We start from the raw sequence: 20,404 nt of genomic DNA, 5'->3' as shown, positions 1-20,404 counted from the left end.
TGGCTAAACGGTACCAGACTGCACCGGAACGTCGCCTGATAGTTGTCAAATCCCGACATGGAAAGATCTGCCAGCATCATTTCTGCAGGCGGGGGCGCCGCAAGGCGGCAAAGGTTCAGGTGGGCTTGCGCGAAAGGCGCCGGGCGTTGCTACGCACACGCTTGCCGTATGGCCTGAGAGCGGCTGAGGCGATCGCCGTGCCGCCAGGTGAGAGCGGGGCCTTGCCGCCGGTCATCAGCCGCAAGGCGTTGCCGAAGGCGTTGCGCCATAGAGCCATGTTCACGGCGATCACGCTCTCGGCGGAGGCCGCGACCTTCTCGGAGATCATGCGATGAATTTCCGCCGCATCCTGTGTCTTGCCAGTGAGTGCGGTCATCTGCATTTGCTGGATCCGCAGCGCCATCACGAAGGGCGCTTCGAACCATAGCGTGGCGGTATCCCGGCGGAGGCGGCGCGGCGTCATGGTGTTGCTCCGGGTTAGAGAACGATCCGGGAGACGCGACGTCGCCCAAGGTTCGAACTTAGCTCAGCTTCGGCTGCAATCATCGCGCAACTCCCGCGCCTGCGCGTAGTGAACACACTTATCCACCCGGTCGCAAGGTCGAAGACGCTGAATACACCGCGTTTACCGTCTCCAAAGTGGCCATTTGATTTGGCAGGGAGAATGCGTGAGGTTGTCGTCATGTGGCTTTGACAACCTGCGGTGCTTGAAATGATTTGGACGGGCAGCGCAAAAGATGCCCGGAAGTGAAGCTGATGGAATCCCTGGCACCCGCCGACAAGATCCGCGCCGTCATCAACAGCGTCCCCGTGACGGCAATGCTTCCCGATCCGGATAATGCTCGCAGTTCTCATTCCTGGGGAGGCCGTTGGTTCACGCCCGGCAAAGAGGCGTACCTCTCCCTCGGCATCACAAACCCCCTCCAGCTTCGGGATGCGCCGGCCTGCGATCCAAGGTCGAAGCCCTGGATCCAGTGGGGCCGCCTCCGACTTGGGGGAGTTTACGTCAACTTTTGCATTTCGCGCTGGATCGAAGAAGTGCCGCGCGAGAAGGGCTGGTTCGGTCTCTATAGCGGGGCAGAGGAAGCGGCATTGCGGCTGAACCTCGTCATCGAGCAAGTCAATTTCTCCGATGCCTGGTACCCAGCAATGGCCGGGCTGAGCGACGGCGAGATCGAGAAGGTGGCCGACTTCATCCGCCATCCGCTCAGGCTATACCTCAAACAATGGGTCGCCAACGAGCGCAACAGTCCCGGCCAGTATTCCGTTCCCATCACCGGAAAGCTTCAGGAGAATTGGAGGCGGCCGCGTCCGTTGCTAGTGGAGTTCCACGACCATCTTGCAAAGTTCGCGCGCGACTTTTCGATGGAGAGGATAACCGACCCCATTCTGGAGCGGTATCATATTGGCAAGGAAGACGGGGATCCTGTCGCCTATGTCGACGGCGAGCCGGACGTTCTGGTAGTCATGCCTTACCCCGATCGCGAAGAACTATGGTTTTGTCCGGGATGCGTGTACATCGGGAATACGATAATTCGGATAGGCGTCGAAAGTTTGGCGTCCTTTCGGTTGCCTGTGCCCATTGTAACGGAAACGGGCAGCCTTATCGAATACGTCAGCTTGGAGATGATAACACACCCCTTCAGCCTGCGTGCCGAGCCGCGGAGACTGCCGCCGGCTGGACTGGATATGGCCACGGCGACGCGCGCGGTCGAGCACATGAGAAACGCTAGGCTGCGATATCTCAACGCCAGCCTGCGAGAATCGGAATGCCGGTTCCGACCCGAACGGGCCGACGTGGTAATCATCTGATTGAGCGGCGCCCTTCCGGCACCGCTCAACATCGCTCTGTGAATTCAGATCGGTCACGCGCATCAGAAGGCGGTGCCGCCGACCTATTCCCTCGCTGCGCCACCACCTGCGCGGGCTGCGCGACCGCCACGACGTCCCCCTGCCGGAGCCGGAGCGGCAGCAGCAGCTGCCGTCGCGCCCTCAGCGGCCGGCTTGTGGTCGCGGTAGGTCATGATCCAGTTGGTGCAGTTGGCGTCCGTGCCGTTCAGCACGTTTGCGGCGCGCACGGCTTCCATTTCCTGCGGACGGCAGGGGTTCATGATAGCGGACGTCATGCCGGCGCCGATCACCATCGGGATGAAGCCGGCATTGATGCCGTGACGGTGGGGCAGGCCGAAGGAGATGTTGGAGAGGCCGCAGGTCGTGTTGACCTTCAGCTCCTCGCGCAGCCGGCGCAGAAGCGCGAACACCTGTCGGCCTGCATCGCCCAGCGCGCCGATCGGCATGACGAGCGGGTCAACGACGACGTCTTCCGGCTTGATGCCGTGGTCCATGGCGCGCTCGACGATCTTCTTGGCGACGGCGAAGCGGACGTCCGGATCCATCGAGATGCCGGTCTCGTCGTTGGAGATGGCGACAACCGGGACGTCATACTTCTTGACCAGCGGCAGGATGGCCTCGAGTTTTTCTTCCTCGCCGGTAACGGAGTTGACCAGTGGGCGGCCCTTGGCGACCTTGAGGCCGGCCTCGATCGCGGCGGTGACGGAGCTGTCGATCGCGAGCGGGATATCAACCAGGCCCTGAACGATCTCGAGCGTCTTTACCAGAAGGCCCGGCTCGGTCTCGTTCGGGTTGACGGAGGTGACGCCTGCGTTGATGTCGAGCATCGTGGCGCCGGCGGCGACTTGTTCCAGCGCGTCCTTGATCACGGTGTCGAAGTTGCCCTCAATCATCTCCGCTGCGAGTTTCTTGCGGCCGGTCGGGTTGATGCGCTCGCCGATCACGCAAAACGGCTGGTCGAAGCCGATGACGATCTCGCGGGTGGCGGAGGCGACGATGGTACGGGTCATGAAAGGTCCTCTAGTCGGGCGACAGGCTATCGCGCGGGATGTGGGGTTACAAGGCGGCGCGTGCTGGTTGCGCCTGTGTCAATGCGTGTGGTGGGCGGCGATCTCCGCCATTTGCTGCTGGTTCTGCTCCTTGCCCTCGCGCACCTGCTCGATGCGCTCGGCAACCATCTGGTCGACGGGGTTCGGCTCGCGCTTCCAGGGCTTGCGCCCCTTCAGCACGCCGGATTCGTGAACGATCTCGGCGACATATTCTTCCTGGCGGTAGGCCATGACGTGAACGCCGGAGACGCCCTCGATCTCCTTGACTTCATTGATGATGTCGATGCAGAGCTGCTTGCCTTCCTTCTTCTGGTCCTGCGCGCCTTCAAGGCGAGCAATCACGGAGTCCGGAATGTGGATGCCTGGCACGTTGGAGCGGATCCAGCGCGCGGTCTTCCCCGAAGCCATAGGGCCGACCCCGACAAGGATGAAGCACTTTTCGTGCAGGCCGAGGTCGCGCACCTTCTTCATGTATTCCCTGAACATCGGAACATCGAAACAATACTGGCTCTGGACGAATTGCGCGCCGGCCTCGATTTTTTTGGCAAGCCGGTAGGGGCGGAAGTCGTAGGGCGGAGCAAAGGGATTGATCGCCGCGCCCAAAAACACCTTGGGCGGCGAGGTGAGCTTGCGCCCGGACAGGAACTTCGAATTGTCGCGCATGATGCGCACGGTTTCCAGCAGCGACATGCAGTCGAGATCGAAGACCGGCTTGGCGCCGGGCTGGTCGCCGGCCTGTACGCCATCGCCGGTCAGGCACATGATATTGGCAACACCCATGGCAGCGGCCCCCAGCACGTCGCCCTGGATGGCGATGCGGTTCTTGTCGCGGCAGGCGATCTGCATGATCGGCGCGTAACCCATGCGGGTGAGGAGCGCGCAGATGCCGACGGACGACATGTGGCAGTTGGCGCCGGAGGCGTCGACCGCGTTGATGCCATCAACCCAGCCGTCGAAAATCGCGGCGCGCTCGTAGACGTCCTCCGGATTGGCGCTGTCCGGCGGGTTCAGTTCAGCGGTGACGGCAAATTCGCCGCGCCGCAGCACGCGCTCAAGACGCCCAAGCGAGGAGTGACCCGGCAGGGGATCGAGCGGGAGGTGGGCGCCAAGCGGGTTTTCATCGATATGGGCCATGGCTCAGGCGTCCTTTCCGGTTGCGGCTTCTCGGGCCGCGGCGGCTTCAGCCGTTACGCGGAGCCAGGAAGAGGTTTCGCGCAGCGACTGGTTCACCGGCTTCTGGACGTCCATGATGGCATTTCCCTTGACCATATTCTGTGAGCCCTTCCACGCCTGTACCCAGACGCAGGGCATGTCCGGCTCGACCTCGCAATTGCCGTTCGCCCGCACGCCGCCGCACGGGCCGTTGCGCAACTGCTTGGGACAGTTCATCGGACACGACATGCCCGTCGACGACAGCGCGCACTGCCCACACATGCGACAGTCGAAAAGGAGGCCCTTGACGTGTCGCTCGACGAATGTGATCGGGCGCTCAACGCGCTCGTAGCCAAAGAGCTTCCACACCGGGTGCAGCATCAGGAAGGCTGCGGCGAAACGGTTGTAGAACCATTCGAAGAAGCGCGAATGGCGGACCGACCACAGGCGTACGGTGTATTTGCTCCTGGCACGGCGACTCGGTGACACGCCGGCAGGTGTGAAGGCGCCAGTCTTGGCCTTGGACGCCGCGGCGGCATTTCCCGGCTTCTGGCGTTCTTCAGCCATTTTCGCGTCCTCCCGCTTTCACGAGGGCGACGAGGCGTTCGCGATCGTAAGCGGCCTCAAGATCGGCAGCTGCACTATCGGCCTCGGCCTCGAGATCATCCGAAACGGGTACCGGATCGGCCTTCCGCCATTCGGCGAGGTAGTCGTCTGTCTCGGCAGCGCCGGAGCGCATGGCGCACATGTCGATCGCTTCGGTAAAGCGCAAGGACAACTCGCGCTTGGCCGTTTTGCGACCTTGTTTGATGATGACTTGGGCGGGAATGTCGCGCCAGTAGACGATAATTCGGTCAGCCATTTGGATGTTCTCCTCGGTCTCGACAATGCTTCCAGACCGGGCATACGGGCTGCACTCGCCACGACCGGGCCTCGCTCAAAAGCGACGTCGAAAATGACCGGCAGGGAAATCTACCAGATGCCGTGGGAAATCCCGTTCCACACCCAGGTCCAGATGGTGGGGTGGTACCATTGGCGGGACTTCATGCTCGTCATCTCTTGCGGGTAGACCTCGCCCGAGAGCGCTGCACCAACGGCACGCACGGCGATGCCGGTACCGGCCGCGGTCAACAGCAGCGGATAGGTGTGCATCGTATCCCTCTTGGATGGCGTGACGCGCACCTGATAGAGGACATCGCCGGTATCGACGCCTGCATCGACCAGATGGACGGTGGCGCCGAAATTCTCCTCGTCCCGCATTACCCGCGACCAGTAGCCGCCCTGTTGTCCCCGGTAGGCGGGATTGATGCCGGCGTGGAAATTCAGCACTGGGCAGGGGATCGCCTCGAGCGTCGACCGCTTCAGAAGGCGGCAACTGACGAGAAACACCACAGCGGGTTTCAATTCAGCGATGTGACGCTCGAATTCCGGTCCGTTCGCGTTGTCGATCTTGAAGCGCCTGAGCGACGGATCCGGCCGTGTGTTTACACGAAACTCTTCGATGATGGCTTGCGCCCGCTTGCGCACGAAGGGTTTGCCGAACTTCGACACGGCCATCGTCGCGATCTGGCCGACCGCCACCGACCAGCCGAGTCGGCGTGCCTTTTGCCGCAGCATCTGTCCCTTCGATTCCGGCAGCTCCTCGATCACTATCAGATCCGAAAAGTGGTGCCTCAGGGCGTTGACGAGAATTTCCGGATTGGGTCCGCCCTGGGTCACGACGACGACACGCGTATTCGTCGCGCCCGCCGAAGCCGGCTGCTGCTTGTCGACCGTCATTTCCGTCATGTGCCCCGGCTCCGCGCCTGTTTGTCCGCACGAAGTGGCGAGACTCCTTACGCGAAGGAAGGCGCAAAAAGGTTACGATTTCCTGATGGTGTCTTAGAGTTGGGTCAACGCGGACGTGAGATCGCCATAGCCGGTGAAGCGATACTCGTATTCGAGGCCGAGATAATCGGCGGCTTCCTTTGCTTTCTGCTGCAGGCCCTCATCCTCCAGTTGGGAGAGGTAGACGAGCTTGCGATAATTGCCGAAGTACATCGGCTTGAGCTGGGGGTGCCGATCCAGGCCGAGCGGCTCGATCACGAAGGCTTCGAACTGGCGGGCAAGGAAATCTGTCAGGAAGAACGACGTCACGTCGTCGTCATCCTTCACAAAGGCCTCGTTGCCGGAAAAGAAGGAGTAGCAGTGGGGACCCGCGATCCGTTCCACCCCTTCGCGCTCGCACAAGGCGTCGAGCAGGCCACCGGTGCCGCAATCGGCATAGCCGACGAATATGCGTCCAACCCCCTCGGCGCGCGCCTCAGCGATCGCGTTTTCGACTCCGGGCGCAATCTTCCCGGGATAGGCGTGCCAGATAGCGGGGAGACACTGAAGGTCGATGTGGTCGAGGTGGTTGGCCTTGCAGACCGCGATGATCTCTCGCGCGATGGCTCCGCAGGCAATGACGCGAACTTTTTTTTCGTTCGCGCGTTGATGCGTGGAACTATCGCTCCATACTTCAGTATCAGCGGCACTCATCGAAAGGGACTCCGACCATGACTGCGAAAACCATGACCAAGATCAGCTTCGTCCTCGCCGCGCTTCTTGCGCTGAGCGCCTGTGGCAATACCATCCGCGGCATGGGCCAGGATACAGCCAATACCGTCAACGCCACACAGGCTGCCGGCCAGAAGGTCGCCAAGTCCGTCCAGTAGCATGTGATGCGCGGACGGCGCCACCGCAAGGGGGCGCCGTCCATTCATCTCAGGCGCCAGCCAGCATGTTGTGCTTGCGCTTCATGAAGTCCTTTGCCGTCTCGACGGCGACGGCAGCGTCGCGGCAATAGGCGTCGGCGCCAACCGCCTTGCCGAACTCCTCGTTCAGCGGTGCACCGCCGACGAGCACGACGTAGTCATCGCGCAGGCCCTTTTCCTTCAATGTGTCGATGACGACCTTCATGTAGGGCATCGTCGTGGTCAGAAGGGCGGACATGCCGAGGATGTCAGGCTGCTCGCGCTCGATCGCTTCCAGGTAGTTCTCGACCGGGTTGTTGATGCCGAGGTCGATCACGTCGAAGCCGGCGCCTTCCATCATCATGCCGACAAGGTTCTTGCCGATGTCGTGGATGTCGCCCTTGACGGTGCCGATGACCATCTTGCCCTGCTTCGGCGCGCCGGTGGCGGCAAGAAGCGGGCGCAGGATCGACATGCCGGCCTTCATGGCGTTGGCCGACAGCAGCACTTCCGGAACGAACAGGATGCCGTCGCGGAAATCGATGCCGACGATGCGCATACCCTCGACGAGCGCCTGGGTCAGGACGTCGTAGGGTGCCCAGCCGCGCTCGAGCAGGATGTTGGTCCCTTCCTCGATCTCTTCCTTGAGGCCGTCGTAAAGGTCGTCGTGCATCTGCTGCACGAGTTCTTCGTCGGAGAGTTCCGAGAGAATGATTTCGTCGTCAGCCATTTCGTGTTTCCTCGTCTCCATTGGCGCGGCGGGCTTCGGCCGGTCGTCCGTCAGTGTTAGCCATGTTGCCTGCGGAACCCGATTTTGAAAGCGACGTCGCGCAGAGCAAAAAGCGACCAAGGCAACATTGCATCCATACCGGTAATTCAGTGGGATTGACAGGCCGGAATAAAGCGGCAACTGGGCGGGTGGCGGGTGTCCCGCGTGCGCCACTCGTTGGCGCATTGAGACCCGTCCCGAGTCGATCGCTTGGTAGCATAAGAGCGACAGGCGCTGCGGCGCCACGCACAGCTGAGGAACACGATATGAGTTTGACGACAGAGCAGCCGGAAGGCGAGGGTGGCGGTCGCCGCGCACGCGGCGAGGGACGGGGTGCCGCCGCACGCCGTGCTTCACGTTCCGGCGGCGGCCCCGGCCCGTCACTGCCCTATATCACGCGCAAGATCCGCGAGTATGAGGTGCTGGACGAGGAGGGTCTGCAGCTCATCGAGCGCAATGCCGACATCGTGCTTGAGGAAATCGGCATCGAGTTCCGTGACGACGCGGAAGCGCTGGCGCTGTGGAAAGACGCCGGCTGCGAGATCAAGGGCGAGCGGGTGCACTTTCCGAAGGGTCTCTGCCGCGAGTTGCTCAAGACCGCGCCGAAGACCTTCACCTGGCACGCCCGCAACCCGGCCCGTAGCGTCGAGATCGGCGGCAAGGCAACCGTTTTTGCGCCGGTTTACGGCCCGCCCTTCGTGCGCGACCTCGAGGGCAACCGCCGATATGCGACCATCGAGGACTTCCGCAACTTCGTGAAACTCGCCTACATGGCGCCGTCGATGCATTCGTCCGGCGGCACGGTCTGCGAGCCGGTCGACATCCCGGTGAACAAGCGTCACTTGGACATGATCTACAGCCACATCAAGTATTCCGACAAGCCGTTCATGGGCTCGGTGACCGCGCCTGAGCGCGCCGAGGACACGATCGCCATGGCGAAGATGGTGTTCGGTGACGACTTCGTCGAAAACAATTGCGTGACGCTGAACCTGATCAACGCCAACTCGCCGATGGTGTTCGACGAGACCATGGTCGGCGCGCTCAAAGTCTATGCCCGCCACAACCAGGCATCGGTCGTCTCACCGTTCATCCTGTCCGGCGCGATGAGCCCGGTCACTGTCGCCGGCACGCTGACGCAGATCCTTGCCGAAGTGCTGGCCGGCGCTGCCTTCACCCAGTTGATCCGGCCCGGTTCGCCGGTGCTGTTCGGCACGTTTGCCGCCTCGATCTCGATGCAGTCGGGCGCCCCGACCTTTGGTACACCGGAGCCGTCGCTCGTCTCTTATGGTGCAGCCCAGCTCGCCCGCCGTCTTGGCTTGCCGTTCCGTACGGGCGGTTCGCTTTGCGGCTCGAAGGTGCCGGACGCGCAGGCCGCCCATGAATCGGCCAATACGCTGAACATGACTCTCCTGGCAGGCACGAACTTCGTGCTGCACGCCGCCGGCTGGCTCGAAGGCGGGCTGATATCGTCCTACGAGAAGTTCATGATCGACCAGGACCAGCTTGGCATGATGCAGAAGATGGCCGAGGGCGTCGATCTTTCGGAGAACGCCCAGGCGCTCGATGCGATCCGCGAAGTCGGCCCCGGCAGCCACTATCTGGGCTGCGCGCATACGCAGGCAAACTTCCAGACGGCGTTCTACCGCTCCCCGCTCGCCGACAACAACTCGTTCGAGCAGTGGGAAATCGAGGGCCAGAAGCGCATCGAGGACCGTGCCAATGCACTTTGTCGCACCTGGCTGGAGCACTACGAGGCGCCCTACCTAGATCCGGCGATCGACGAGGCGCTTCTGGAGTTCATCGCTAGGCGCAAGGAATCGATGCCCGACGCCTTTACTTGAAAGGCTCCCGAACGCGCCAGGGAGCAAGGCGGAGCAGCAAACGTGGCCGACATGATCCAGAAGGAAGTCTGGCGGCCACATTACGAACTGCAGGGGCCGAAGCCGAAATGACGGTTTCGTCCCCGACGACCGATGCGATCCGTGCGGCTTTCGAGCCGCACGGACTTTTTTTGCGCGGGGTCGTCAATTTCGATGATGATGAGGCGGCGCCCACGCTTCGAAACGGAGATCGGGCGGCGAGCGTGGTTCTGATCGGCAATGTCGGCGGTTCGATCTGGCCGGCGTTTCGCGCCTGGCAGGCGATGCAGACCGATCGCGGTGGAAGCGACCCGTTGGACGCCTGGTCCAAAACCGTCATGGGTCCCGTCGCGGAAGTGATCGGGGCGACGCCCTGGTTTCCTTCGGATGCGCCGTGGCAGCCCTTTCAGCAATGGGCGATGCGGGCGGAAGGGCTGCGCCCGTCGCCACTCGGCATCCTGATCCATCCGCAATACGGCCTCTGGCACGGCTATCGGGGCGCCCTCGGCTTTGCCCAGCGGCTGGATCAGCCCATTTCGTCAGACGGCGTCCACCCCTGCGACAACTGTCGGGGCAAGCCTTGCCTGAGCGTCTGTCCTGTCGCTGCGGTCGCCGCCGACGGTTTCGATGTTCCGGGCTGCCGCGATCATTTGCGAACGGATGCGGGCAGGCGAGGCTGCATGGCGTCCGGCTGTCTGGCCCGCAGCGCGTGTCCGGTGGGGGCAGAGTATGGCTATAGCGAAGATCAACTCCGCTTCCACATGGCAGCGCTCTCTCTTTGAGATTGCCAGCAGCCGTACTATCTCTGCGTAGTAACCGGCCCGGGAGACCATGACGCGCACCGTAATTCTCGTCCTGTTTTGGCTATTGGGAGCCGGCGCGGCGCCCGCGGGTGATCATTGCCGAGACGTCGAATATCTGTCCGCGAGCTACATCGTCTGCGCGTTCAACCCCGTCAAAGACACGATCCGCATCTATGGGACGCCTGACGGTTCCAAGGATGGGGCGAGCTATTGGTCGGTCCGCGACATCCTGCGGGAAAACCGGGAGTTCATGATCTTTGGCATGAATGCCGGCATGTATCACCCCGACTACGCACCGGTCGGTCTGCTGGTCGAAAACGGCATCGTGCGCAGACCGCTGAACCTTGACGATGGCCACGGCAATTTCTTCCTTAAACCGAACGGCGTCTTCTATGTCGGGCGCGGTACAGCTGGAGTAATGGGCGCGGAAGCCTACGCCCGGGCGAGGCCTGAGGTGGCCTATGCGACGCAATCCGGCCCGATGCTGGTCATCGACGGCCGTATCCATCCGCGCTTTCTGCCACAAAGCGACAGTCTGAACATCCGAAATGGCGTCGGCATGATGCCCGACGGGCGTGTGGCATTCGCGATCTCGCGGGCGCCTGTACGTTTCCACGACTTTGCGACATTCTTTCGTGACAGCCTGCGCTGTCACGATGCACTCTATCTCGATGGCAGTATTTCCAGTCTCTACGCGCCAGAGATCCAGCGCAATGACCGGTTTGCAAGGATGGGGCCGATGGTTGCTGTGGTCGGTGGGCTGCCCTACTGAAGCCGCTCAAAATCGGTTTCGGCGCTGTGCCGTCACGCCTTCGGGTAGGCCTTCTCCAGTCCGCCGGAACGGGCTAGACCGGCGCGAAAAGCCTGATAGGCGGCGTGTTGGCTGGAGCGTGCTGCCTCCATGAGGCGCGCCTGCAGGCGTACCGGGGCCGCAGTTCCAAGCCACTCGCCGAGCTTTTCCAGTTTCAGCGAATTCAGAAAGCGCGCTTCCGATGCCTTGTTGAGGCAGAACTCCAGCCCCGACATCAGATTTTCATCCTGCTGGGTGTTCTCCATCAGCAGGCGCAGAACTGACTGGTCGGCCTCATTCAGCACAGACAGTTTTTCTGCGATCGTCTCCCTGTCCGGAAAGGCGGCAAGTCCTGCATTCATTGGCCGATCTCCTCGCGAATCTGTTCTTATCCGGGGATAGGATAGGGGGCAGGGTCGCGCAAGGCGCCAGTTCTGGTGATCGCGAGGGATGGTGAACATCGATCACTTGGTTATACAAAATATACAAGATTGACAATTTATCTAATTCGGCAGATATGCGACTGATGTTCGAAGACCCATCCCAAGCGAATTTGGCAACACTTCACGGTTCTGTAGCCGTCGCGATCAGCACGCTGCTCCATCCCCATGCCGAGGTCGTGCTCCATGACCTTGCGACGCGAAGGATCGCAGGAATCTGGAATGCCTTTTCCGGCCGTCGGGTGGGCATGGGTTCACTCATCGAAGAAGATTTCGTGGGCGACCCTGAGACGGTGTTGTTCGGACCTTACGAGAAGACCGGTACGGATGGCCGCCGGCTGAAATCGGTGACAGCGGTGCTGCCCGACGGCGAGGGCAGGGCAATCGGACTGCTTTGCATCAACATGGATGTGTCGCGCATCGACGAGGCTGTGCGGTTGCTTTCGGCCTTCGCCGGGACGCCACAGCCGCAGCCGGCGTCACTCTTCGCCGGCGACTGGCGGGAGGCGATGAATGCAGCCCTGAACGAGTGGCTTCGAGACCGAGGGCTATCTTTGTCCGCGCTGAAGCGCACTGATCGGGTCGAACTGGTCGCCGCGCTCGACGCACGCGGCCTGTTCAAGACGCGCAATGCGGCCGAGCATCTTGCCAGCCTCACCGGCACCTCCCGCGCCTCCATATATAACTATCTCGCTGATGCACGGCGCGATTCTTCGAAGGAAATATGACTTGACTACGCTTCCCGATTTTCGCCTCGAAACCCACTTTTCGCGCTGGGAATTCACCGCCCGCTTCAATATGGCCGCTAGCGACTGCGAGACGATGGCGCTCAGCGATCTGCTGAAACTGGCCGACGATGCGGATCGCGAAGCGTGGGAACAGACGACGCTTGGCTACACGCCGACCTGGGGGGCTCCGGACTTGCGCGACATCATCGCTTCGACCTATGGCGGGCTCTCCGGCGCCAATATCCTCACCTTCGCCGGGGCGGAAGAGGGGCTTTATTGCGCGATGCTCGCGCTTCTGGAGCCGGGCGATCACGCCATCGTCACCGTGCCGAACTACCAGTCAATGGAAACACTGCCGGTGACGATCGCCGGTTCTGTCGCCGGCGTGCCGCTGCGGCCGGAAAACGGCTGGCAACTCGATCTCGATGATGTGCGAAAAGCGCTTCGCCCGCAAACGAAGCTGATCGCCGTCAACTTCCCCAACAACCCGACCGGCGTTGTCGCGGACACGGATGTGTTTCTTGGCCTGGTCGAGCTTTGCAGGGAACGTGGCATTCATCTCTTCAGCGACGAGGTCTATCACGGGCTCGAGCGTGACGCATCGCGCCGGCTGCCTCAGGCGGCTGACGCCTATGAGAAGGGCGTTTCGCTGAATGTCATGTCGAAGGCCTATGGACTGTCGGGGTTGCGCATCGGCTGGATTGCGTGTCGCGACCACGCTCTTTTGCAGCGCATGGAGCGGATGAAGCATTATCTCTCGATCTGCAATGCGCGGCCGTCCGAGGTGCTGGCAGGCATCGCGCTGAAGGCACGCGAAACCATTCTTGCACGCACGCGCGGCATCAGCGCCGCCAATGCCGAGACGCTGACAGCCTTCTTCAGCGTCAATGCCGATCTCTACGAATGGAGCGCACCGGACGCCTGCGTCGCGTTCGTCCGCTATCTCGGCCGCGACGGTGTCGAGGAACATTGCCGGCGACTGGTGGAGGAAGCTGGCGTTCTGCTCCTGCCGTCCAGCCTCTTCGTCTCCGATCTGTTGCCGGTGCCGGAGGACCGATTCCGTGTCGGTTTCGGGCGACAGGATATGCAGGCGGGACTGGATGCTTGGGGTGGATTCCTGGCGGTTGCTTACGGGCGGTGAGGTCCCCCTTCATCCGCCTCCGGCACCTCTCCCGCAAGCAGGGAGAAGGAGGAAAGCCGCGGCGTCGCCATTCCCTCTCCCCGGGTAGGGTAAGGGCAAACTGGCGTCAGCTTGCAGCCAAAAGTAATCATCCCCGGGCGCGGCGACCGCGTTCGCGGGCGGGTGCGGCGGCGCCCTCGTTGGCCGACTTGTTGCGAAGCGGGCCAATGACTTCGATGATGGCCTCCAGCGTGGGGCGTTCGCGCGGTTCGTGCGCGTCGAGCGCCTGACGCATCGCGGCAAGGTGCTCGCAGGAGGTGCCGCAGCAACCGCCGATGATGCGCGCGCCGGCATCGCGCGCGAGACGCGCGTACTCGGCCATCAGGGGCGGTGTGCCGGAGTAGTAGATTTCGGCGCCACGATATTCCGGAATGCCGCAATTGCCCTTGACGACAATTGTCGCCGACGGGTCGGCACCCGTCATGTCGAGCAGGGAGGAGAGGATGTCCGAGGCGCCGACGCCGCAGTTGGCGCCGACCGCAAGCGGGCCACCGCCGATATCGCCGGCAACGCCATGGATGTCCTTTGGATGCAGGCCCATCATCGTCTTGCCGGCGGTATCGAACGAGCCGGTATACACGAAGGGCAGGCCGACCTTGACGGCTGCCTCGGCGGCGGCGCGGATTTCCTCCGGCGAGGACATCGTCTCGATCCAGGCGACATCCGCTCCGCCGGCCTTGAGGCCTTTGATCTGCTCGGCAAAGGCTGTAACCGCGTCCTCGTAGGTAAGCGCGCCGAGTGGGATGAGCAACTCACCCGTCGGTCCGACCGAACCCGCGACAATGACCTTGCGTGACGCCTTGTCGGCGACCGCGCGAGCGATCTCCGCCGCTCTCTTGTTCAGTTCGAAGACCCGGTCCTGTGCCTTGTGTAGCTTCAGCCGGTGACGCGTTCCGCCGAAGGTATTGGTCAGGATGATGTCGGCGCCTGCATCGACGAAATCCTGGTGCAGCTTGGTGATGTTTTCCGGCTTGGCCTCGTTCCAAAGTTCCGGCGCCTCGCCAGCTTCGAGCCCCATGGCGAAAAGAGAGGTGCCTGTCGCGCCATCGGCAAGGAGAAACGGCTTTTCCGCGAGCAGAGCCGCCAGCGCATTGGATTCGGTCGTCATCAGAATATTTCCTTGTCGTGCCGGCAGACACCATTCGGCAGGCCGGATCCCTGTATCTCAAAGTGAGTTAAGGATATAAAGATTTCTTTATGTCTGCGCAAGCGCCGAAGCGCAGAGCGCGAACTAGCAGGAGCGCCTACTGGGGCGTCCTGCTGTTTTCCATGCATAGAGTTTATGCGGCCGCCTGGGGGCGCTCCTCGTGACTGGTCGGTGTGACCATGGCGGCGATAATCGCGCTGAGCGTGACGGCCCCGACCGGCCGATTCGCTTCGTCAACCACATGGGCCACAGCGTGATTGGCGGCGGTCATGGCGCGGGCTGCGGCCTCGAGCACGGTGCCCCTGGCAATTGGCATACCTTCCGGATTCCCCGAAAGTGGTATCATGATCGTTTCGAGATTGATGACACGACCACGGTTCACTTCCTTGACGAAGGCGGTGATGTAGTCGTCGGCAGGCTTCAGCACGATGTCCTGGCCGGTGCCCTGTTGCACAACCTTACCGTCGCGCAGGATGGCGATCTTGTCGCCCAATCGAAGCGCCTCGTCCAGGTCGTGCGTAATGAAGACGACCGTCTTCTTCAGCTCCTTCTGCAGGTCCAGAAGGACAGTCTGCATGTCAACACGGATCAGCGGATCGAGCGCGGAATAGGCCTCGTCCATCAGCAGGATTTCGGCATCGTTGGTGAGGGCGCGGGCTAGCCCGACGCGCTGCTGCATGCCGCCAGAGAGTTGGTTGGGATAGTGCTTTTCAAAACCGGACAGGCCAACACGATCAATCCAGTAGCGGGCGCGCTTTTCGCTTTCAGCGGCCGGAACGCCCTGAATCTCAAGGCCGTAAACGGTGTTTTCGAGCACTGTCCGGTGCGGCAACAGCGCGAATTTCTGGAAGACCATCGCGGTCTTGTGGCGGCGAAAGGCGCGAAGATCGCTTTCGTTCATCCGGCAGATATCGACGCCGTCATAGAGCACCTCGCCAGCGGTCGGCTCGATCAGGCGATTGATGTGGCGGATGAGCGTCGACTTGCCGGAGCCGGACAGACCCATCACGACCATGACACCGCCCGCTGGCATGGCGATGTTGATGTCCTGCAGCCCGAGAACGTGGCCATACTTCTCGTTCAGTTCGGCCTTGCCGAGCCCGTTCTTCACCATCTCGATATAGTCCGAGCCTCGGGGGCCGAAGATCTTGTAGAGATTTTTCACTTCGATTGCATGACTAGCCATGGACGACCTCCGAATGCTTCTGCAGCCGCTTGCCGTAGGCTTGGCTGGTTCGATCGAAAATGATGGCGATCGCGACGAGCGCGAAGCCGTTGAGAAAACCGACGGTGAAGAACTGGTTGTTGATGGCGCCCAGTACGTTCTTGCCCAGACCGCCAACGCCCACCATCGACGCGACGACGACCATAGCCAGCGACATCATGATCGTCTGGTTTATGCCTGCCATGATGGTTGGAAGCGCTAGCGGGAACTGCACGTTCCTCAGCTTCTGCCAGCTTGAAGAGCCGAATGCGTCTGCCGCCTCCAGCACCTCCTTGTCGACGAGCCGGATGCCGAGATTGGTCAGCCGGATCATCGGTGGGATGGCGTAGATCACGACGGCGATCATGCCGGGCACCTTGCCGATGCCGAAGATCATCACCACCGGGATGAGATAGACGAAGCTCGGCATCGTCTGCATCACGTCGAGGATGGGATTGACGAACGACTGAACCCGATCGAAGCGCGACATGAGTATTCCGATCGGCATGCCGAGCAGAACGGCGAAGATCGTGCACACGGTGGTCATCGCCAGCGTCACCATCGCATCGTTCCAGAGACCGAACAGGCCGATGAAAAACATGGCGAACGCGGTGCCGATGGTGACCTTCAGGTCGCGGCTGCCGAAGTAGACGATCGTGAGCATCAGCGCCAGCGTGATCGGCCACGGTGAGCCCACGAAAAGGCGCTCCAGAAAGTTCAGGAAGGTCTGCAACGGCTGGACAGCCGCATCGATGATGGAGGCATAGGAGCGCACGAGCCCCTTGAAGCCGTCGTCAATTGCCTTGCGCCCCACGCGGATCGTCGAATCGCTCAGCGCGGGAAACCTGCAAAGCAATGCTGGCATGTAGTCGCACAATGCCATCTCGATCCCCTTGTCCTGCCGGGCACCGCCGTCGCGTCTGCCCCACCGCAGGCCGGGGCGCGTCTTGGACGCTGCATTTACTATTGTTCGGTCCGGCTTGCCGCCATGTTGTCACATGAAGTGGATGCTTTCATGTGCCTGTTTGCGACCTTGCTTTTCTCTTCCCCATTTCTTTGTGAACTGTCCGGTCCGTCTCGCAGGCGGCCCGGAGTTCTATTGCCTGTTCCGCCGCGTTAGAGCGCGGCTTTGACCTTTTCTGCCACCTCCGGGGACACCCAGGTTGTCCACAGGTCCGGATAGGATTGCAGGAAGTACTTCGCTGCGTCCTCGTTCGTGCCCTGGTTCTCGCTCATCCAGGCCAGCACCTTGCTGACCGTCTGGTTGTCCCACTTGCGTGTCTTGACGTAGTCCATGGCGACGCCCGCCTTTTCGGTGAACGCCTTGGTCGCGATCGTATAGACGCCGGCGACCGGGTAACCGTTCAGTTTCGGGTTCGGGCAGTCCGGAATGGCGGTACAGGCATCCCATTCCTTCTTGTCGTGTTCGACGCCGAAGGGGAGCTTGATCATGTCGTACTTGCCGAGAATCGCGGTCGGCGCCCAGTAGTAGCCGAGCCAGCCGATCTTCTTTTCGAAGGCGTTGGCAATCGATCCATCCAGGCCCGCGGCCGAGCCCGTGTCGACCAGATCGAATCCCAGCTTGTCGGCTCCCAGTGCCTTGTAAAGATTGGCCGTGGAAATCTGGCAGTTCCAGCCCGGAGGGCAGTTGTAGACTGCGGCACGCTTGGGGTCTTCTGGCGCCGGGAACAGATCCGGATGCTTCAGGGCGTCTTGAACAGTCTTGATGTCGGGGTGGGCGTCGGCAAGGAATTTGGGGATCCACCAGCCTTGCACGCCGCCCTCGGAAAGGAGCGGTGCAGCCTGGATAAGGCGGCCCTCTGCGATTGCGGCATCGAGCGCGGTGCGCACCGAATCCACCCAGAATTCCGGCGCCAGGTCCGGTTCGGCCTTTTCGTTCATAGAGGCAAAGGTCGGCATCGTGTCGCCGGTCACGAGGTTGACCGTGCAGCCATAACCATTCTCGAGGATGAATTTGTCGACCTGCGCGGCAACACCGGCCGATGCCCAATTCATCTCTGCGATCGAAACGCTACCGCAATCGGCAGCCTGTGCGGACCCGGAACCGGCGTAGAGGCCAGCGGCCAGGATGGTTGCAGCGAGAAGTTTTTCCATGGTCTCAAGACCTCCCAGTCTCAATGCAGCAAACCATCTGGGGCAGGACGAGGCTCTGCATTTCCTGTTCTGCCCGGTCGTCACAAGCGGCAGGCTGGGGGCCGATAAGCGCGTCAGGCAAGTCGATACCCTGCTTGCGGCGACATCCATCTTCTGCTGTCTCGGAAGGATCGAACCCTGTCACCGACCGTACGTGTTTTGTCGCAGCAGTCAGGGTAAGGATTCCGACAAAGAAATCAACCTTGCAGCGAATGAGTGGGCTTCAGCGGAGCCCAGAGCCCTAAACGGCGGTAGCGCGAAAAAAGTGGTTCTATCTGCAATAAATACGCGCAATTCACTTTTGGTTAAGGTCTCAATAACGATCCGGTAACGATGTGCGGCTAATTGTGTCGTCACGGCAGCCAAGTTACTGCCGGTCCCCGGATCAGGTAGTGCGTACCGGGGTCGAATATCGCCGGTGCGTATTCCGGCCTTGTCCGTGTTTCGGACCAGCCGCGGGGCTTAAGTGCGCTGCGGCTTTTTCTTTTGCAGAGATCAAAAGAAAATGCCTCCGCCGACGGCTGGAGGCATTGGTGCTGCGGCGATGTCGACGTTCTTAGCCGACATTTCCTGTGCGAATGACACGAAGTGGTCCAAGCGGTGCGTCGGCAACGACATTGCGAATGCGCGACTGGTTTTGTGGCGCCAGTCCGTTCCATGCGATCTGAATGAAATTCGGTTTGCTGAAGATGTACAGCATGGTCTTGGTCCTCATTGCGGGCGCCGCGTGTGTCCGTCGCATCCAGACTTGTGTATACGCTTGCGTAATGTTGGAATCGCAATCGTTCTCGGCATTGAGTGTCGCAAATAGATGTTTTGCGCAAGGGCGCTCCGGCGTGGTGTGAGAATGTGGCGGGGCGACGCCGGATCGCGGCGGCAACGCGCCGTTTTCAGGACTTTGCCGCCAGCGGGCGCGATGCTAGTGAAGGCACATGACGAAAAAAATCATGCTGCAGGGAACAGGCTCCGATGTCGGGAAAACGGTACTGGTTGCGGGCCTGTGCCGGATAGCTTCGAATCGGGGCCTCAAGATCAGGCCGTTCAAACCGCAAAACATGTCGAACAACGCTGCTGTTTCGGCCGACGGCGGCGAGATCGGTCGGGCGCAGTGGCTTCAGGCGTTGGCCGCGCGTGTGCCGTCTTCGGTGCATATGAACCCGGTACTTCTCAAGCCGCAGTCCGACACCGGTAGTCAGATCGTAGTCCAGGGCAAGGTTTTCGGCCAGGCAAAGGGGCGGGACTACCAGGCTTTGAAGCCGAAATTGCTGAGTGCAGTGCTGGATAGTTTCGAAGCGGTCAGCGAAGGCGCCGACCTTGTCGTGGTCGAAGGAGCCGGCTCGCCGGCGGAGATCAACCTCAGGGCCGGCGATATCGCCAATATGGGGTTTGCGACGCGGGCCGGCGTGCCCGTCGTGCTGGTGGGCGATATCGATCGCGGCGGCGTCATCGCCTCCCTCGTCGGAACCCATGCGATCCTTCCCGAGGAAGACCGGTCGATGGTGACCGGCTACCTCATCAACAAGTTCCGTGGCGACGTTTCGCTTTTCGACGACGGCATCAGGGCGGTCGGGGCGCACACCGGCTGGCCCTGCTTCGGCGTCGTGCCGTGGCTGAAACATGCCCGGCGGCTGCCGGCTGAGGATTCCGTGGTGCTGGAGCGGCTGACGACAGGGCAGGCTCGGGCGCTGCGGGTGGCGGTGCCGGTGTTGTCCCGTATTGCCAATTTTGACGATTTCGATCCGCTGCGCCAGGAACCGGACGTCGATCTCGTTTTCGTCCGCCGCGGCGAGCGCATCCCCGCGGATGCCGGTCTCGTCATCCTTCCCGGTTCGAAATCCACCATCGCCGACCTCAGCGATTTTCGGGCCCAAGGTTGGGACCGTGATCTGGAACAGCATCATCGCCGCGGCGGACATATCATCGGGATCTGCGGCGGCTACCAGATGCTCGGCCGGCGTGTGACCGATCCTCTCGGCATCGAGGGGAGCGATCGCGAGGTCGAAGGGCTCGGTCTGCTTGAGGTGGAGACCGAAATGGCGCCGGAAAAAACAGTGCGCAACAGTGTTGCGCGTTCGCTTCGCTATGACGTTCCGCTTGAAGGATATGAGATTCATCTCGGCCGGACCACCGGCCCCGATTGTGCCAGGCCGGCTGTGGCGATCGACGGCCGCGCCGACGGGGCGACGTCTGCGGACGGGCGTGTCTTCGGCACCTATCTGCACGGCCTGCTGTCCAGTGCCCCCTTTCGGGCCGGCCTGCTGGCCGAGTTCGGAATTGCAGGTGGCGGCTTCGACTATGGCAAGGCGGTCGATGAAGCCCTAGATGGCGTGGCAGCCGAGCTCGAGGTTGTCCTTGACCCACAATGGCTGGCTTCGTTCATGCGATGTGATTGAGTTTTCCCGATTAATTGACCGTCCAGAAACGTCGAATATTGCAGATGCCCGCGCAAATTCGGTTATGATCGACAATCACCAAAGTTGCGCCGGAATCCGGTACCATGGCCTTGAAGGCGTCCAATAGCGGCTAGCCTGCGAAGGCGTCTCTGCAGCGATCGAAAGGGAACT

General features: G+C 61.6%; 22 protein-coding genes. 8 read left to right on the top strand and 14 right to left on the bottom strand.

The annotated features are described in order from the left end of the window. Positions 1-115: 115 nt before the first annotated feature. Positions 116-463 (bottom strand): hypothetical protein, encoded by a 348-nt coding sequence (locus IB238_RS08550; protein WP_192245314.1) that lies wholly within the window; start codon positions 461-463, stop codon positions 116-118. 293 nt (positions 464-756) lie between these two features. On the opposite strand from IB238_RS08550, the gene IB238_RS08545 reads away from it, so the two are divergent. Continuing rightward, positions 757-1,812, top strand: coding sequence for a hypothetical protein (locus tag IB238_RS08545; protein WP_192245312.1), 1,056 nt, complete (start codon positions 757-759; stop codon positions 1,810-1,812). 83 nt (positions 1,813-1,895) lie between these two features. Here the strand turns inward: IB238_RS08545 and IB238_RS08540 are convergent, their stop codons facing one another. The 6 genes from IB238_RS08540 to IB238_RS08515 all read right to left on the bottom strand — a co-directional run bounded on the left by IB238_RS08540 (position 1,896) and on the right by IB238_RS08515 (position 6,572). After that, entirely contained in the window at positions 1,896-2,861 is a 966-nt protein-coding gene (locus tag IB238_RS08540; RefSeq protein WP_192245310.1) for a methyltetrahydrofolate cobalamin methyltransferase, read from the bottom strand. Between the two features lie 78 nt (positions 2,862-2,939). Then, entirely contained in the window at positions 2,940-4,034 is a 1,095-nt protein-coding gene (locus IB238_RS08535; RefSeq protein WP_192245308.1) for a methylenetetrahydrofolate reductase, read from the bottom strand. Between the two features lie 3 nt (positions 4,035-4,037). Further along, positions 4,038-4,619 (bottom strand): methylenetetrahydrofolate reductase C-terminal domain-containing protein, encoded by a 582-nt coding sequence (locus IB238_RS08530; RefSeq protein ID WP_192245306.1) that lies wholly within the window; start codon positions 4,617-4,619, stop codon positions 4,038-4,040. After that, the gene (locus IB238_RS08525) at positions 4,612-4,914 is read right to left on the bottom strand and encodes a virulence factor (protein ID WP_192245304.1); all 303 of its coding nucleotides are present in this window, start codon (positions 4,912-4,914) and stop codon (positions 4,612-4,614) included. The genes IB238_RS08530 and IB238_RS08525 overlap by 8 nt, the downstream gene beginning before the upstream one ends. A 110-nt stretch (positions 4,915-5,024) precedes the next feature. Then, a complete protein-coding gene (locus IB238_RS08520) occupies positions 5,025-5,840 on the bottom strand; it encodes a formyl transferase (protein WP_246723506.1) in 816 nt (271 codons plus the stop codon). A gap of 93 nt (positions 5,841-5,933) precedes the next feature. Beyond that, complete coding sequence (locus IB238_RS08515) at positions 5,934-6,572, bottom strand: DUF1638 domain-containing protein (protein WP_192245302.1); 639 nt, start codon at positions 6,570-6,572, stop codon at positions 5,934-5,936. Positions 6,573-6,589: 17 nt separating this feature from the next. Here IB238_RS08515 and IB238_RS08510 point away from each other — a divergent pair, with 17 nt between their 5' ends. Further along, positions 6,590-6,748, top strand: a complete 159-nt coding sequence (locus IB238_RS08510) for an entericidin (protein WP_192245300.1) — start codon at positions 6,590-6,592, stop codon at positions 6,746-6,748. A 49-nt stretch (positions 6,749-6,797) separates the two neighbouring features. Here IB238_RS08510 and IB238_RS08505 read toward each other — a convergent pair whose 3' ends face one another. Then, on the bottom strand, positions 6,798-7,496 hold the full coding sequence (locus IB238_RS08505; protein WP_192245298.1) for a B12-binding domain-containing protein: 699 nt from the start codon (positions 7,494-7,496) through the stop codon (positions 6,798-6,800). Positions 7,497-7,801: 305 nt separating this feature from the next. On the opposite strand from IB238_RS08505, the gene IB238_RS08500 reads away from it, so the two are divergent. The 3 genes from IB238_RS08500 to IB238_RS08490 all read left to right on the top strand — a co-directional run bounded on the left by IB238_RS08500 (position 7,802) and on the right by IB238_RS08490 (position 10,969). Then, positions 7,802-9,376 carry a trimethylamine methyltransferase family protein gene (locus IB238_RS08500; protein ID WP_192245296.1) on the top strand — a complete coding sequence of 525 codons (1,575 nt, stop codon included), beginning with the start codon at positions 7,802-7,804 and terminating at the stop codon, positions 9,374-9,376. Between the two features lie 107 nt (positions 9,377-9,483). Further along, the gene (locus IB238_RS08495; protein ID WP_192245294.1) at positions 9,484-10,176 is read left to right on the top strand and encodes a 4Fe-4S dicluster domain-containing protein; all 693 of its coding nucleotides are present in this window, start codon (positions 9,484-9,486) and stop codon (positions 10,174-10,176) included. 49 nt (positions 10,177-10,225) lie between these two features. Beyond that, positions 10,226-10,969, top strand: coding sequence for a phosphodiester glycosidase family protein (locus IB238_RS08490; protein ID WP_192245292.1), 744 nt, complete (start codon positions 10,226-10,228; stop codon positions 10,967-10,969). Between the two features lie 32 nt (positions 10,970-11,001). Here the strand turns inward: IB238_RS08490 and IB238_RS08485 are convergent, their stop codons facing one another. Further along, positions 11,002-11,349, bottom strand: coding sequence for a hypothetical protein (locus tag IB238_RS08485; protein WP_192245290.1), 348 nt, complete (start codon positions 11,347-11,349; stop codon positions 11,002-11,004). 164 nt (positions 11,350-11,513) lie between these two features. On the opposite strand from IB238_RS08485, the gene IB238_RS08480 reads away from it, so the two are divergent. Further along, positions 11,514-12,155, top strand: a complete 642-nt coding sequence (locus IB238_RS08480) for a PAS domain-containing protein (protein WP_192245288.1) — start codon at positions 11,514-11,516, stop codon at positions 12,153-12,155. A gap of 1 nt (position 12,156) precedes the next feature. After that, positions 12,157-13,296 (top strand): pyridoxal phosphate-dependent aminotransferase, encoded by a 1,140-nt coding sequence (locus IB238_RS08475; protein WP_192245286.1) that lies wholly within the window; start codon positions 12,157-12,159, stop codon positions 13,294-13,296. A gap of 127 nt (positions 13,297-13,423) precedes the next feature. On the opposite strand, the gene bmt is transcribed toward IB238_RS08475, so the two are convergent. The 5 genes from bmt to IB238_RS08450 form a co-directional block, all read right to left on the bottom strand. Further along, entirely contained in the window at positions 13,424-14,443 is a 1,020-nt protein-coding gene (gene bmt, locus IB238_RS08470; protein ID WP_192245284.1) for a betaine--homocysteine S-methyltransferase, read from the bottom strand. 172 nt (positions 14,444-14,615) lie between these two features. Then, entirely contained in the window at positions 14,616-15,668 is a 1,053-nt protein-coding gene (locus tag IB238_RS08465; protein ID WP_192245282.1) for a glycine betaine/L-proline ABC transporter ATP-binding protein, read from the bottom strand. Then, the gene (locus IB238_RS08460; RefSeq protein WP_192245280.1) at positions 15,661-16,569 is read right to left on the bottom strand and encodes a proline/glycine betaine ABC transporter permease; all 909 of its coding nucleotides are present in this window, start codon (positions 16,567-16,569) and stop codon (positions 15,661-15,663) included. The genes IB238_RS08465 and IB238_RS08460 overlap by 8 nt, the downstream gene beginning before the upstream one ends. 233 nt (positions 16,570-16,802) lie before the next feature. Continuing rightward, positions 16,803-17,801 (bottom strand): ABC transporter substrate-binding protein, encoded by a 999-nt coding sequence (locus IB238_RS08455; RefSeq protein ID WP_192245278.1) that lies wholly within the window; start codon positions 17,799-17,801, stop codon positions 16,803-16,805. 595 nt (positions 17,802-18,396) lie between these two features. Then, positions 18,397-18,540, bottom strand: a complete 144-nt coding sequence (locus tag IB238_RS08450) for a hypothetical protein (protein WP_192245276.1) — start codon at positions 18,538-18,540, stop codon at positions 18,397-18,399. 232 nt (positions 18,541-18,772) lie between these two features. On the opposite strand from IB238_RS08450, the gene IB238_RS08445 reads away from it, so the two are divergent. Further along, positions 18,773-20,233, top strand: coding sequence for a cobyric acid synthase (locus IB238_RS08445; RefSeq protein WP_192245274.1), 1,461 nt, complete (start codon positions 18,773-18,775; stop codon positions 20,231-20,233). Positions 20,234-20,404 lie beyond the last annotated feature (171 nt).

Source organism: Rhizobium sp. ARZ01 (genome assembly GCF_014851675.1).
In the GTDB taxonomy this organism is placed as follows: Bacteria; Pseudomonadota; Alphaproteobacteria; order Rhizobiales; family Rhizobiaceae; genus Mycoplana.
The sequence above is the reverse complement of the archived record's forward strand: the minus strand, read 5'-3'. Positions and strand labels throughout refer to the sequence as shown.

Coding starts and splice junctions, on each gene's coding strand:
- IB238_RS08550 (WP_192245314.1), bottom strand. CDS start 463: ATGACGCCGCGCCGCCTCCGCCGGGATACCGCCACGCTATGGTTCGAA.
- IB238_RS08545 (WP_192245312.1), top strand. CDS start 757: ATGGAATCCCTGGCACCCGCCGACAAGATCCGCGCCGTCATCAACAGC.
- IB238_RS08540 (WP_192245310.1), bottom strand. CDS start 2,861: ATGACCCGTACCATCGTCGCCTCCGCCACCCGCGAGATCGTCATCGGC.
- IB238_RS08535 (WP_192245308.1), bottom strand. CDS start 4,034: ATGGCCCATATCGATGAAAACCCGCTTGGCGCCCACCTCCCGCTCGAT.
- IB238_RS08530 (WP_192245306.1), bottom strand. CDS start 4,619: ATGGCTGAAGAACGCCAGAAGCCGGGAAATGCCGCCGCGGCGTCCAAG.
- IB238_RS08525 (WP_192245304.1), bottom strand. CDS start 4,914: ATGGCTGACCGAATTATCGTCTACTGGCGCGACATTCCCGCCCAAGTC.
- IB238_RS08520 (WP_246723506.1), bottom strand. CDS start 5,840: ATGACGGAAATGACGGTCGACAAGCAGCAGCCGGCTTCGGCGGGCGCG.
- IB238_RS08515 (WP_192245302.1), bottom strand. CDS start 6,572: ATGAGTGCCGCTGATACTGAAGTATGGAGCGATAGTTCCACGCATCAA.
- IB238_RS08510 (WP_192245300.1), top strand. CDS start 6,590: ATGACTGCGAAAACCATGACCAAGATCAGCTTCGTCCTCGCCGCGCTT.
- IB238_RS08505 (WP_192245298.1), bottom strand. CDS start 7,496: ATGGCTGACGACGAAATCATTCTCTCGGAACTCTCCGACGAAGAACTC.
- IB238_RS08500 (WP_192245296.1), top strand. CDS start 7,802: ATGAGTTTGACGACAGAGCAGCCGGAAGGCGAGGGTGGCGGTCGCCGC.
- IB238_RS08495 (WP_192245294.1), top strand. CDS start 9,484: ATGACGGTTTCGTCCCCGACGACCGATGCGATCCGTGCGGCTTTCGAG.
- IB238_RS08490 (WP_192245292.1), top strand. CDS start 10,226: ATGACGCGCACCGTAATTCTCGTCCTGTTTTGGCTATTGGGAGCCGGC.
- IB238_RS08485 (WP_192245290.1), bottom strand. CDS start 11,349: ATGAATGCAGGACTTGCCGCCTTTCCGGACAGGGAGACGATCGCAGAA.
- IB238_RS08480 (WP_192245288.1), top strand. CDS start 11,514: ATGTTCGAAGACCCATCCCAAGCGAATTTGGCAACACTTCACGGTTCT.
- bmt (WP_192245284.1), bottom strand. CDS start 14,443: ATGACGACCGAATCCAATGCGCTGGCGGCTCTGCTCGCGGAAAAGCCG.
- IB238_RS08465 (WP_192245282.1), bottom strand. CDS start 15,668: ATGGCTAGTCATGCAATCGAAGTGAAAAATCTCTACAAGATCTTCGGC.
- IB238_RS08460 (WP_192245280.1), bottom strand. CDS start 16,569: ATGGCATTGTGCGACTACATGCCAGCATTGCTTTGCAGGTTTCCCGCG.
- IB238_RS08455 (WP_192245278.1), bottom strand. CDS start 17,801: ATGGAAAAACTTCTCGCTGCAACCATCCTGGCCGCTGGCCTCTACGCC.
- IB238_RS08450 (WP_192245276.1), bottom strand. CDS start 18,540: ATGCTGTACATCTTCAGCAAACCGAATTTCATTCAGATCGCATGGAAC.
- IB238_RS08445 (WP_192245274.1), top strand. CDS start 18,773: ATGACGAAAAAAATCATGCTGCAGGGAACAGGCTCCGATGTCGGGAAA.